A 12,531-nucleotide genomic window follows, 5' to 3' on the forward strand; every position below is an offset into this window, starting at 1 on the left:
TTAAAACCGGAAGAACACCTGAAATTGGCTTTGCCAGGTGCCATTGGTATCCATCGAACCCGTCACATTCGTATTGGGGGTGACTTGGTAGCTCACCGTGGCCTGAGGAGGGACATCGGAATTATTCGGTGCCGCGATCACGGACAGGTCAAAGCGGTCGCTGACATCCAAACCAATTTCAGTCACCAGGGTGAAGGTGGGAGGGACGAGGCCAGAGGTGCGTTCCTCTTCTGATTTCACTTCAGGGTTGACGTAAGTGGGGAAGAGCGCGATCTGCATTCGTTGGCCAAAGGCGTCCGTGAGCGTTCCAATCACTGGCGAGAGCAAAGACTGACCCACCACCGTGGCCAAGGCCGCACCCCCTCCTCCTGCCAAACCGGTTAAGGAGTTGCCACCAATTAATCCCATCAGCTCAGCTTTACCCATTGGTGGAGAACTGCGCAGCTTGAGATCTCCCATGAAGCGATCGGCCCGTCCAGTGGCCTCCACGGTGATGCGAACGAGATTTAATTGACCATCACCGATCGACAGAGCGCCAAGTCCATTGGTCTCAAACACGTTGGCGGTGGTTGCCCGGTCGGACTCGCCGATGCTGACGCCATCCGACACCCGCGCTTTCATTGCGACATCGACGTAGGGAACGAGCCCCATAGAAGGGGTAAACACCGCCACATTCGAAACCTTTGAATCCAAAATGAATGTCGTGGTGAAAAGGGTGACGCGTCCTTTTTCAAGTCGAATTAAGCCGCGCGCTTGCAATGACGGATCCAACGGTCCGTTAAGTAGAAGTTGTCCACCACCACGGAAGCTGATGAAGGGGGGCATCTTCACCTCTAAGTCCGGACCCAAGGCCAGCCTGAGATTTTCAAGGCGCACGGCGGGCAGGTTTGGCATCAAGTTCTTCAGCCGCTCCTGCGAGGCAGGCAACGGTGTACCAGGACCCATCAACACCAAGGGATCCTTGAAATCCCACTTCTCCTCCACAAGGTTGATCATGGACACGTCGGAGGGTGTGTCGTCCGAAGCACCGGACTGATTTGCCGGCAAGAGACCTGGTCTCAAGCTCCCTTGTCGGGCTTTAGCCAACACCCCCGATCGCGGCGTGATCAATCCATCGGACAGGGTGAGTTCACCGCCAATCGACGGCCGTGCCAAAGCCCCTTTGACAATCAGAGTTCCATCGACCTGATAGCGCGCAATCTCCTGACGGATCTTGGCCGTCGTAAGCGCAAAGGTGAGTGGACTCTCCACCACTTTCTCTTGAAATAAACCAATGGATCCAGCTCCGCTCAGGGTGCCGTCGGAACCCACACGAGCCTCGAGCCGCTGAAGTTCAAGCCGATCAAAATCAAAGAGCATCGAGGCATTAATTCGGCTCACGTTCTGCTGTCCCAGCGTGATGTTGCCGTCCGACACCACCACGAAGCCATTGGCCACAGGCTGGGTCAGCGAACCCCGCAAAATCAGACGTAGATCTGTACTGCCTGCCTGAATTTTGACGTTGCCTCCCGATAAAGCCGCCAGGTAGTTCAAGGCATCTCCATGGCTTTCCACCTGAAGATTGAGCTCAGACGAAGGATCAAACGGGACAGCGCCATAGATCGCCACCACTTCATCGCTCTCACCACACTTCAGGGCCAAATCCAGCCGAAGGGCTTGGTCTTTGACGACCAGCGAATCACGCTCAAAACGAAGCGGCTGATCGCCAAGGGTCGCCGACTCCAAGGTGAGGGAAGAACGAATCAGCGGCGATTCACCCCTGAGGTCATAACTCCCCTTGGCCCCTAAAGCCCCCTTCATCATTGGTGGAACAGGGGCAATCAGCGCCAGCAAGGGAAAGGGCAGATGCAAGAAGCTGAAGTTCCCCACCCCCCCAAAGAGAGGACCCTTCACGGTTGCTACAACCGGTTCCAGCTGCAGAGCTTGGGCTTGATCGTCACCATTAGTCCAGAGATGCGCTTTGGCTTGAACATCAGCCACAAGCTCCTTCAAGCGCGGACCTTTCAAGGTGGCAACTGCATCGAGCCGTCCTTCAAGACGTTCCAACTGCGGCCCTTGATCTGGGTGAGCTAGGGCGTACACCCTCAACGCCTGACGCGCCTTGATCAGGGCCTTCAATTGGCCGTCTAACGACCCACCGAACGTATTAATCACCAACGTTCCAAGATCATCAGCACGACCCAAGGGCACTCCATCAAGACGGACTGGACCGCGCAGTTGACGGGATAAACCCAGAAGCCAATTCACGTCGAGTCCATTGGCATCAACCCGACTGTTAAGTGCCCCATTCACCACCCCCTTGGCATTGATCGTGAGCGATCCAAGAAGAGGCGAGAGGACGGCATTTGCTTCAAACCGGCCGTTCTGAAGCCCCCCCTCCAATACAGCTTTTTGCATCGCAAGAGCCCCGATGCGTGGTGCCTCGACCGTGAGCCTGCCGTTCAAGCTCAACGGCGCGAAAGCCAGTTGACCGGAACCGTTGAGCTCGCCTGCAATGGACTCAAAGCGTTGTTGAGTTGGGATCGCAACCTGGATTCCATCGAGCGTTAATCCGGCAGCGTCCCAGCTGTATCCCCGCTGATCACCCTTCAGGCGGAGAAAGCCCATACCGCGCTTGAGCCGGAGGGAAGAGGGCCAGCCATTGGCAGCAAAATCGGCAGTGAGTGCTCCATCAGCAAACGAACTCGCCGAGGCCATCTCCAACTGGGCCCCATCACCAACCCCCCCCTCAAGACGTCCACTCCAGAGTTCCGATAGAGCAATAGAACTCACCCGCGGTTGATCGAGGCTGATGGCGAGGTTCGGCTGCAAAGCATCCAGCGGTCCGGCCAAACGACCGCGCACGGACAACGTGCCCCCAAGCGGCGTCCCAACCAAAGCTGATAGACGTTGAAGATCGAAGGATTGGAGCTCGAGCCCCGCCTGCAGATCGCCGGTCTGCACCATTCCGTCAGACCAGGCAAGTGGCAAGTTTGCTGAGGCACGCATCAACGGACTGCTGAACTGATCAAGGTCCAGCACCGAACGCGCTGCAGACCATTGAGCCTTCAACGACCAACGGTCCAACAACGGGTTCTTGGCTTGAGCAAATTTGAGTTGCACTCCGGGGGAATTGATCGGCCCGTTAATCGCAAGCTCTCCTTCGACCGGAGCCGCTACACCCAATGTGGCCTGGAGGGAAGGAACTTGTTCCCAAAAGGCAGGAAGCATCAAAAACTCAGTGCTTCGAAGCTGCGTGCGTTGCCCCAATTCGCCGGACACAGCCAAACGCGCCCCTGGTGCCTTTAACCCCAGATTTCGAATTACCAAACGAGGCTGAGCGGATGGGTCAAGAACGACCCTTCCATCCCCCTGAAGAGAAACCGGGCCCTGCAACATTGATGTGGGCTTGGGACTGAATCGCCCCGCCACACGCCAAGTAGGAGCTGCCCAAGGCCCCGCAATCTGAACATTCAGCGCGTCATCGTTTGATCGGCGACGCACAGCCAACTTGAACTGCAGCCGCCTTTGAAATTCAATCGACCCTGATGCTGTGGTCGTTATGTCACCACTTCGCATCTGCACAGGTGCAAGTTGAACACGCTCTTTTTGACATTCCAAGCGAATCCGACCCGAGCGAAGTTCGCTGGGAAGGGCCGTCGTCTGCACCCGAAAACGATTGATATTGAGATCCCCTTCGCATCCCAACGTTTTGCCAGACCAACGCAACCGCAGATCACCATCCAGCTGCCCACCAACAGCAGCTTCGGCCGACAACGGCAAGAAGGCCGCAAGCCTGTTCAATTGAATGGACTTGGCACGGGTACGAAGGTCGAACTGGGGTCGATCCCAACGACCACTGCCGTCCAAACGCAACGTCCCCGCCTGTCCCAACCAACTCACGCTGGACGACGTCTGAAAACTGGAGTCGTCGAGCCGAATCGCTCCGCGACTTTGAAGCGCTAATTCATCACTACCCGGCTTAAGGGTGAACCGTGCAGGCTGATCAAAGGAATAACGAAGCTCAAGATTGGGAGGGGGATTCTTGCTATTGGACCCGCCGAAGGTCCAATAGCGCCCAGCGTCGTTGCGTTGAAGTTGTGCCTCTAATCCACGAAGTTTCAAGGCAACCACGGGTTTCCAGCGTCGCAAGCTGGCCAGGGGATCCAACGTCACCGTGAAGCCAGCCAAACGAACCTGCGAAGGATCGACCGTGGAGGGCGAGATACGGCTTGGACCGAACGCCAGTCCAAATGGGCGAAGACCTTGGTACGCACCGATGCGGATCGGATGACCGACGGGCCCAGCAAGAGAACGCTCCAGGGCTGGCCGCCATCGATCAACTTCGGCTGCAGTCCATCGATCCATGGCATGCAGTCCAACGACCCCTGCACTGATCAGGAGAAAGCCGCCGGTGATCGGAAGGACTTTTCGCCGCGTTATCCGCATCAAACGCGACAAAGGGCACCAAGGCAGGCGCAATATAAGGAGACTGTCGAAAAGACACCAGACTTGATGGCCCTTGATCAGCTGCTCCTCACCGCAGCGCCATGGTTGGCCTGGACGGGCCTCGGGCTCGCTGGCCTCACCGTGGTGGGATTTATCGCTCGCTGGGGAATTCGTTTCCGACTCGTGGGGGTGAGCAGCTTTACTTTTTTATTGGCCATCAGCAGCTGGGCCTTCGGGGTCAGCTACACCCCGCCGGTTGTGATTGAAGGAGCTGTTCGGGCTCCGATTGTTTTTGATAACGGCAGCGATCTTGTCATCGCACAAATCCCCATCGACATCGATCCTGCATCGATCACCCCAACGCTCGAACAAATCGCTGGCAATTTGCGTGGATCTGGGCGAGGGAGCCGCACCGTTGTTGTGCGCTTAAGGGGTATCGAGTCCATCGGACAAGGCGTCGGCCGACCCGTGATTCTTGGTGAAACAGTGCGTGACTTCCAAGCTGCTTCAGGGGAATGACATCGCCCACAACGCAGCCGTTCAAGGATCTACCCCAGTCGTTCCGACGGGAACAGCAAGAACTCCTACGGGCAGGAATCACAACCTGGCCTGCGGTGCAAGCCATTGATGAGCTGCAGCTCAGTCGTCTTGCCAGGAGCGGACTGGCATCAGCGCGCAACCTCAAGCGATTACGCGGCATCGCAACGTTGGTTTGTGCTCTAGACCTTCCCCCCCAGGATGCAGCGCTTCTGATGCACGCTGGAATCGCTTCGATTCCGGCCTTGGCCAGCTGCACTCCGGAGCGTTTGGTGCGACAAACAGGACGACTTGAGCGCAGTCTGGGAACCCGTCGCCAAGCCGTTGTTGATCTGAACGTGGCTCAAGACTGGATCAACCGAGCCAAACAACTCATGAACTGACCTCAGACCATCCCCACCCAAAGAAAGGACTGTTTATTGATGGAGAGCGTCTAGGGATCTGATGCGAAACGTTTTAATCGGATTAGCCCTATTCGGCTTGCAAACGAGCGCTGTTTCCGCCAGCTCTGAACTGCTGAAGGACGTCAAGAGAAATCCACAGCAAGCCAAAGGCATGTGCAGCGATTTCAAAACATTCAATGAGAATGGCGAATCGGCCTATTCAAAACAATCCATCGACTCGATTGCGAAGAGTCGCAATTTGAACCACGACGATGCCGAAATTTTGGTGACATACGTCGTGGGCATGCACTGTCCAAATGTTCGCTGATAGCCCAGCGATTCGATCTCGGGATCAGAGCCTGATCCTTACCGATGGTGTTCGGCTGATCTCCAAGCTTTGGTTTCCCGAATCGGGAGGTTCGTGGCCGGCGTTGTTGATGCGCCAGCCCTATGGGAGACACATCGCTTCAACAGTGACCTATGCCCATCCAGCCTGGTGGGCCCAGCAGGGCTTTCTTGTTGTCGTCCAGGACGTTCGCGGGCAAGGCGATTCCGATGGCGTTTTTAGTGGCTTCTCCCAAGAAGCGAACGACACAGCAGAAACCCATGCCTGGGTGCGCGCTCTCCCCGAATGCAACGGAAAGCTGGGTTGCTACGGCTTCTCCTATCAAGGCCTTACGCAACTTCTCGCACCAGCCAATTCTCCGCCACCGGATTGCTTTGCACCAGCGATGGCAGGACTCGATGAGCGTGACGACTGGAGCTGTTCAGGAGGTGCTCATTGGTGGCATCTCGGGCTGGGCTGGGGCTTGCAGCTAGCCGCCCTTCAAGCCAAACGACGTGGTGATGATCAAGCCTGGTACAAAATTCGTCGCAGCCTTGAAGACGGCACTTATCTCAGGGAAGGTCCCAACCTGCTGAAGGAGAACGATCCTCAAGGCATGGCATGGACATGGCTCCAGCGCGACCCTCGGAATCGTGATCACTGGCCGATCCATCCCGTTCAATCCAGCTGGTTAAAGCAACCCATGTTGTTGCTGGGTGGATGGTGGGATCCCCATCTTTCAGGGCTCCTGGAGCTTTGGCAGAGAAGCAAAGCTGCTGGCGGTTCTCCAGAACTCATGGTGGGGCCAGCCACACACTTGGAATGGTGGCCAGGCGTTCAAACACAACTCTTGCGCTTCTTCAGCCAACACCTGAAGGGAGCGGACATCGTGCGCTCAACCCAGCGAACGCATTTTTGGAACATCACACAATCCTGTTGGCAAGAGGAATGCACGCCTCCGGCGATCAAGTGGTCACTGCAAAGCTCGGGGCTGGCCTGCACCGATCCCACCCACGGAGTACTCCAATCAAATTGTTCCGGGATGGGAACCGAGTGGATCGTGCACGATCCCTGGCGCCCCATGCCTGCCATCGGCGGACATCTCAGCCCGAGTGCTGGGCCTGCAGACAGGGCAACGCTGGACCGTCGCACCGATGTAGCAACGTTCAACACTCCGCCACTAACAACGGAACTCCAGCTCTTCGGCCACCCCCAATTAAGCCTCAGGGCTCAAGCTGACCATCCCGGATTTGACCTCTGCGTCAGTCTTTCTCGTTGCTGTGAAGGGGGGAGCACGGCCGAGCAACTCAGCACCGGCGTTTTAAGAGTTCTCGGGAGCAGAGCACAAATGGCCTTGGAGCATGTCGTGCAACTGCAACCCCTACTGGCCACCTTGAAAGCCGGGGATCAACTGCGGCTCTCCATTGCCGCAGCTGCCTGGCCTGCCATTGGAGTCAATCCCGGTGACGACACCACGCCATCGGGTGCACCCTCTCCCCAACACCGTGTGGTGACACTGACATTGCATCTCACTGACTCCAAGCTGCAGCTCATCCCGATGAACTCCGGCAAACTGGATGGCGAGTGATTCGTCCTGCCGTGAAGCTGTCCGCCGCCCTGCTGGCTCTCGTTCTTTCAGCCCCAATGGGTATGGCCGCTCCACAGGATGGAGAGCAGCTCACAACAACTGAACTGTCCGCAACTGAAGCCACCGCTGCCGCCGAGCTGGCGTTAGGGGCCCTCAAAGATCGGGATGGGGATGAACTGCATGGAGCCCTGGCCGAAGCGGTTCGCACCAGCGTGAGCAAAGACAAGGTTCAACAGCGTCTCAACAAGCTCACCAGCATTCGCCGCACCCGCGTGGTGGGGGTTGCTCCTGGGTACAACACGACAACCATTGATGCGGTTGTGGTGACAGCAGATGGCGATCAACCCCTGTTGATGGTGCTCGATGAAGATGGGAAGTTGCTGGCCTGGAAATGGAGTCAACAGGTCCAACCGATTGAAGCCACAGCTCTTGAATTCGTTCGACACCTTGTTGCAGAACAGTGGGTCTTCGCCAGGAGCAAACTCTCTCTCCAATTGCAAGAAGAGCTGTCTCCAGCTGATCTGGAGCGCAAATGGACCAAGCTCAATCGCGTTTCCGGCGGCTTCCGTGAGCTGAAGGATGCGGTGATTGCTAGCCAGGGAGGGGACCAGCAGTTGGTACTGGTTGCTGTGGCGTTCGGTAAAGCGACGTCCAACCTTTTTGTGATCTTCGATGAACAAGGTCGGATCATCAACGTCGACATCTCGAGAGATTTCGTCTGACTCCCAACGAACCGATCACGAAAAGCGGCTTAACATCGCGCCACTTCATATCTCACACATGGGTGGCGCTGCGGTCCTCGACTGGATGGTTCAGGACGGCGAACGGCTAGAGAATTGCCGTCACGACCACCCCCTGTCAATACTGGGCCCGCAGCCCGGGGACCAGGGATGGACCGTGCGGGTCTGGATGCCCGAAGCTCAAAAGGTGACCCTTCTGCTCGGCAGCGAAGAGATCGTCACATCCACCCCCAACCACCCATGGATTTTTGAGGCTTCGACATCCTCAGATCCAGGCACCAACTACAAGGTGCGAGTTGTGCGGGGAGGGATCACGCACGAACAACATGATCCTTGGGCTTTTCGCCAAGAGTGGATGGGGGAGATGGATCGCCATCTCTTTGCGGAAGGAAATCATCACCACATCTGGCAACGGATGGGGGCTCACCTCACCCAGATCGATGGCATCAATGGGGTGATGTTCTGCTTGTGGGCACCGAACGCCCTAAGTGCTTCGATCCTCGGCGATCTCAACTCTTGGGACGGGCGCCATCACCCGATGCAAAAACGTCTCGGGGGAATCTGGGAATTGTTCATCCCCGGATTAGACGCCGGCACCCTTTACAAATACGAAATTCGCTCCCAGCAAGGGCATTGCTATCAGAAAGCGGATCCCTACGGGTTTCAACACGAGGTTCGGCCCGATAACAGCTCCGTTGTGTCACGGCTTGAGGGATACAACTGGTCCGACGCTGGTTGGATGCAGGATCGAGACAGTCGGAACGCACTCGACCAACCGATCTCTGTTTATGAGATGCACCTAGGAAGTTGGATCCATGCTTCTGCAGATGAGCCTTGGATCCAACCGGATGGCGAACCGCGGGCACCCGTTCCCGCGGCGGATATGAAGCCAGGCGCTCGACTGCTGACCTACGCCGAGTTATCGGATCGCCTCATCCCCTATGTGAAGGAGCGAGGCTTTACCCACATCGAATTGATGCCGATCACCGAGCATCCCTTCGATGGCTCTTGGGGCTACCAAGTAACCGGTTGGTATGCCCCTACCAGTCGGTACGGCACCCCTGACGAGTTCCGTGCCTTTGTTGATCGCTGTCACGCCGAAGGAATTGGCGTGATCATCGACTGGGTTCCTGGACACTTCCCAAAAGATGCCCATGGATTGGCCTTCTTTGATGGCACCCATCTTTATGAACATGGTGATCCACGCATTGGTGAACACAAAGAGTGGGGAACACTAATTTTCAACTACAGCCGAAATGAAGTTCGCAACTTTCTTGTTGCCAACCTCGTTTTTTGGTTTGAACAGTTCCACATCGATGGAATTCGCGTGGATGCTGTTGCCTCCATGCTCTATCGGGATTATTTAAGGCCGGATGGGGAATGGCTACCCAACGAAAATGGTGGTCGAGAAAATACGGAGGCTGTTCGTTTTCTCCAACAAGCCAATCATGTGCTGTTCCAGCACTACCCAGGCGCCCTTTCGATTGCGGAGGAATCAACCACCTGGCCCATGGTGACCCAACCCACTGACATGGGCGGACTCGGGTTCAACCTGAAATGGAACATGGGTTGGATGCACGACATGCTCGATTATTTCGAGTTGGACCCTTGGTTCCGTCAGTTCCACCAAAACAACATCACCTTCTCCATTTGGTACACCTATACGGAGAACTTCATGTTGGCCCTAAGCCACGATGAAGTTGTTCATGGGAAAAGTCATCTACTTCATAAGATGCCTGGCGATGATTGGCAGAAGTACGCCAATACAAGGGCTCTTTTGGCCTACATGTGGACCCACCCCGGCAAGAAAACCATCTTCATGGGGATGGAATTTGGCCAGCGGGCGGAATGGAATGTTTGGGGAGATCTCGAATGGGATCTACTGAATTACGAGCCGCACAAAGGAATTCAACGCCTGGTTGATGATCTGAATGTGCTCTACAAGGCTCAACCAGCCTTATGGCGCGATGATTTTGATCAGTTTGGTTTCCAGTGGATTGATTGCAACGACAATCGCCACTCCGTGATCAGCTTCATGCGACGCGACAGCGCCAGTGGAACCTGGCTTGTGGTTGTGGCCAACTTCACGCCACAGAGCCATGCCAACTACCGCGTTGGTGTTCCACTCGAGGGCTTCTACGAAGAGATCTTCAACACCGACGCTTCCAAATACGGCGGCAGCAACCTCGGAAACATGGGCGGCAAACCCACGGATGCTTGTGGCATCCATGGCTATGAAAACTCCTTGGATCTTTGCCTGCCACCACTGAGCTTGGTGGTGTTCCAGCACAATCCAAAACGCACCCTGATCGAATCCTCCTCGCCAATGGCCTGAATTCCACCCGATTCAGGCCTCAAACAACGGGCATGTGACGAAGCCGGTGACAGTTGGCCGGAAACCCACTAGCAAATGCATTGCTTCAGGTAGGTTTCCGGCTTAATTGATCCGGCTAGATGAGCGACACGCTGCCACTACTACTGCGCGCTGCACGCGGTGAATCGGTAGAGCGTCCCCCCGTTTGGATGATGCGACAAGCGGGTCGTTACATGAAGATCTATCGGGATCTGCGCGATAAATACCCCAGCTTCCGCGAGCGCTCAGAGAACCCTGATCTCTCCTATGAGATCTCAATGCAGCCCTTCGAGGCCTTCAAACCCGATGGAGTGATCCTGTTCTCCGACATCCTCACCCCGCTTCCAGGGATGGGAATTGATTTCGACATCATCGAAAGCAAAGGTCCCCAAATAGGAGACCCGATTCGGTCGATGGAGCAGGTGAAAGCTCTGCGTCCTTTGAACCCAGCTGAATCCATGCCCTTTGTTGGTGAGGTGCTGGGTCGTCTTCGCAAAACCGTCGGTAATCAGGCCGCCGTTTTGGGTTTCGTTGGTGCCCCATGGACCCTTGCTGCCTACGTGGTGGAGGGCAAAAGCAGCAAAAATTACGCGGTGATCAAGGCCATGGCGTTCCGAGAGCCGGAACTCCTGCACACGCTGTTGAATCACTTTGCTGAATCCATCGCGAACTACCTGCGATACCAAATCGATTCAGGTGCACAAGTGGTCCAGATGTTCGATTCCTGGGCGGGGCAACTCAGCCCTGCGGATTACGACACCTTCGCCGCTCCATACCAGAAAAAGGTGGTCGATCTGGTGAAACAAACCCATCCAGACACACCCTTTGTTCTGTACATCTCTGGCAGCGCAGGGGTGCTCGAACGCATGGCAAGAACTGGGGTCGACATCATTTCCCTCGACTGGACTGTGGATATGGCCGAGGCCTGCGCCCGCCTTCCCGAACACATCGGTGTGCAGGGCAATGTGGATCCAGGTTTGCTCTTCGGAACACCAGATGCGATCCAAGCCCGCATCGATGACACGGTTCGGAAAGCGCGCGGACGTCGCCACATCCTCAATCTCGGCCACGGCATTCTTCCTGGCACCCCTGAGGAAAATGGGGAAGCGTTCTTCCGTTCTGGCAAGACCGTGATGGATCGGATTGGGACCCTCGCTTGAACCGGATCCTGGTTACTGGCGCTAGCGGTTGCGTTGGTCAATACGTTTCCCGCTGGCTCCTCGACAACACCGATGCAGAACTTCTGCTTTGGCTGCGAGATCCCACAAAACTCACAGCAATTTCTGCGGATGAGCCGCGCATTCGGTTGCTTGTCGGCGACCTACGTGACACGGATCGCTTTGCCAAAGAATTGGCATCGGTAACCCGCGTCATTCACACCGCGACAGCGTGGGGGGATCCGGTACGAGCCGAACAGGTGAATGTTGTGGCGGTGAAGCGCCTGCTTGCTTTGCTCAACCCAGATGTTGTCGAACAGATTATTTATTTCTCCACAGCGAGCATTCTCGATCGCAACCTCAATCCTCTCCCAGAGGCCCTGGCCTACGGGACCGAATACATCCAAACCAAGGCGCGTTGCCTGCAAGACCTTGAGACGCATCGCTTCGCCGATCGGATCATCGCTGTTTTCCCAACGCTGGTGTTCGGCGGCAGAGTCGATGGCACAAGTGTTTTCCCCACCAGCTACCTCACAGAAGGACTAGCGGAGGCCAGTCGATGGTTGTGGCTGGCTCGGTGGCTACGCGCCGATGCAAGTTTTCATTTCATCCATGCCGAAGATATCGCTCGCATTTGTGGTCACTTGGCAACACATGCGCATGAGGCCAATCAGGAGCCTGGTCAGGGAAGTCTTCGTCGGATTGTGATGGGTCAGCAAGCGATTTCAGTAGATCAAACCGTGGTCACTCTTTGCCGCTGGCGTAGCGTTAAACGCACACCTGGTGTTCCGATGTGGCCATGGCTGATTCAAGCCCTGATCCGCATCCTTCCGATTGAGATCAACGATTGGGATCGATTCAGCATCCGTCAGCGACACTTCATTCACTCACCAGTCAGCGCTCCTGAGCGCTTCGGTGGAACCAGTCATGCTCCAAACCTAGAAACAGTTCTTATCGATTCCGGCCTACCCAATCGCGGGAAACCAAGAAGGAGTCGTAAAGTCAATTCATTGATTTAAT

Annotated in this window: 9 protein-coding genes; 8 read left to right on the forward strand and 1 reads right to left on the reverse strand. The window is 56.0% G+C overall.

Features of this window, described 5'->3' with window-relative positions; all coding sequences use genetic code 11:
* Positions 1–4,428, reverse strand: a complete 4,428-nt coding sequence (locus BL107_RS09080) for a translocation/assembly module TamB domain-containing protein (protein WP_037988421.1) — start codon at positions 4,426–4,428, stop codon at positions 1–3.
* A gap of 66 nt (positions 4,429–4,494) precedes the next feature.
* Between BL107_RS09080 and BL107_RS09085 the strand changes: the two genes are divergently transcribed.
* The 8 genes from BL107_RS09085 (at position 4,495) to BL107_RS09120 (ending at position 12,530) form a co-directional block, all read left to right on the forward strand.
* Positions 4,495–4,947, forward strand: a complete 453-nt coding sequence (locus tag BL107_RS09085; protein WP_009790039.1) for a Ycf51 family protein — start codon at positions 4,495–4,497, stop codon at positions 4,945–4,947.
* A complete protein-coding gene (locus BL107_RS09090; RefSeq protein ID WP_009790040.1) occupies positions 4,944–5,348 on the forward strand; it encodes a DUF4332 domain-containing protein in 405 nt (134 codons plus the stop codon). The genes BL107_RS09085 and BL107_RS09090 overlap by 4 nt, the downstream gene beginning before the upstream one ends.
* A gap of 61 nt (positions 5,349–5,409) precedes the next feature.
* Positions 5,410–5,676 carry a hypothetical protein gene (locus BL107_RS09095; RefSeq protein WP_009790041.1) on the forward strand — a complete coding sequence of 89 codons (267 nt, stop codon included), beginning with the start codon at positions 5,410–5,412 and terminating at the stop codon, positions 5,674–5,676.
* Positions 5,666–7,261 (forward strand): CocE/NonD family hydrolase, encoded by a 1,596-nt coding sequence (locus tag BL107_RS09100; RefSeq protein WP_009790042.1) that lies wholly within the window; start codon positions 5,666–5,668, stop codon positions 7,259–7,261. Before BL107_RS09095 ends, BL107_RS09100 begins: the two co-directional genes overlap by 11 nt.
* Positions 7,262–7,272: 11 nt before the next feature.
* Entirely contained in the window at positions 7,273–7,983 is a 711-nt protein-coding gene (locus tag BL107_RS09105; RefSeq protein ID WP_037988940.1) for a DUF3887 domain-containing protein, read from the forward strand.
* A 58-nt stretch (positions 7,984–8,041) separates the two neighbouring features.
* Positions 8,042–10,336 carry a 1,4-alpha-glucan branching protein GlgB gene (gene glgB / locus BL107_RS09110; protein WP_009790044.1) on the forward strand — a complete coding sequence of 765 codons (2,295 nt, stop codon included), beginning with the start codon at positions 8,042–8,044 and terminating at the stop codon, positions 10,334–10,336.
* A 119-nt stretch (positions 10,337–10,455) separates the two neighbouring features.
* Positions 10,456–11,514: a uroporphyrinogen decarboxylase gene (hemE, locus tag BL107_RS09115; RefSeq protein ID WP_009790045.1), complete on the forward strand. Its 1,059-nt coding sequence runs from the start codon at positions 10,456–10,458 to the stop codon at positions 11,512–11,514.
* Positions 11,511–12,530, forward strand: coding sequence for an NAD(P)-dependent oxidoreductase (locus BL107_RS09120; RefSeq protein WP_009790046.1), 1,020 nt, complete (start codon positions 11,511–11,513; stop codon positions 12,528–12,530). Before hemE ends, BL107_RS09120 begins: the two co-directional genes overlap by 4 nt.
* Position 12,531 lies beyond the last annotated feature (1 nt).

Origin of the sequence: Synechococcus sp. BL107, from assembly GCF_000153805.1 — a bacterium.
In the GTDB taxonomy this organism is placed as follows: Bacteria; Cyanobacteriota; Cyanobacteriia; order PCC-6307; family Cyanobiaceae; genus Parasynechococcus.

Coding starts and splice junctions, on each gene's coding strand:
- BL107_RS09090 (WP_009790040.1), top strand. CDS start 4,944: ATGACATCGCCCACAACGCAGCCGTTCAAGGATCTACCCCAGTCGTTC.
- BL107_RS09100 (WP_009790042.1), top strand. CDS start 5,666: ATGTTCGCTGATAGCCCAGCGATTCGATCTCGGGATCAGAGCCTGATC.
- glgB (WP_009790044.1), top strand. CDS start 8,042: ATGGGTGGCGCTGCGGTCCTCGACTGGATGGTTCAGGACGGCGAACGG.
- BL107_RS09080 (WP_037988421.1), bottom strand. CDS start 4,428: ATGCGGATAACGCGGCGAAAAGTCCTTCCGATCACCGGCGGCTTTCTC.
- BL107_RS09095 (WP_009790041.1), top strand. CDS start 5,410: ATGCGAAACGTTTTAATCGGATTAGCCCTATTCGGCTTGCAAACGAGC.
- hemE (WP_009790045.1), top strand. CDS start 10,456: ATGAGCGACACGCTGCCACTACTACTGCGCGCTGCACGCGGTGAATCG.
- BL107_RS09085 (WP_009790039.1), top strand. CDS start 4,495: ATGGCCCTTGATCAGCTGCTCCTCACCGCAGCGCCATGGTTGGCCTGG.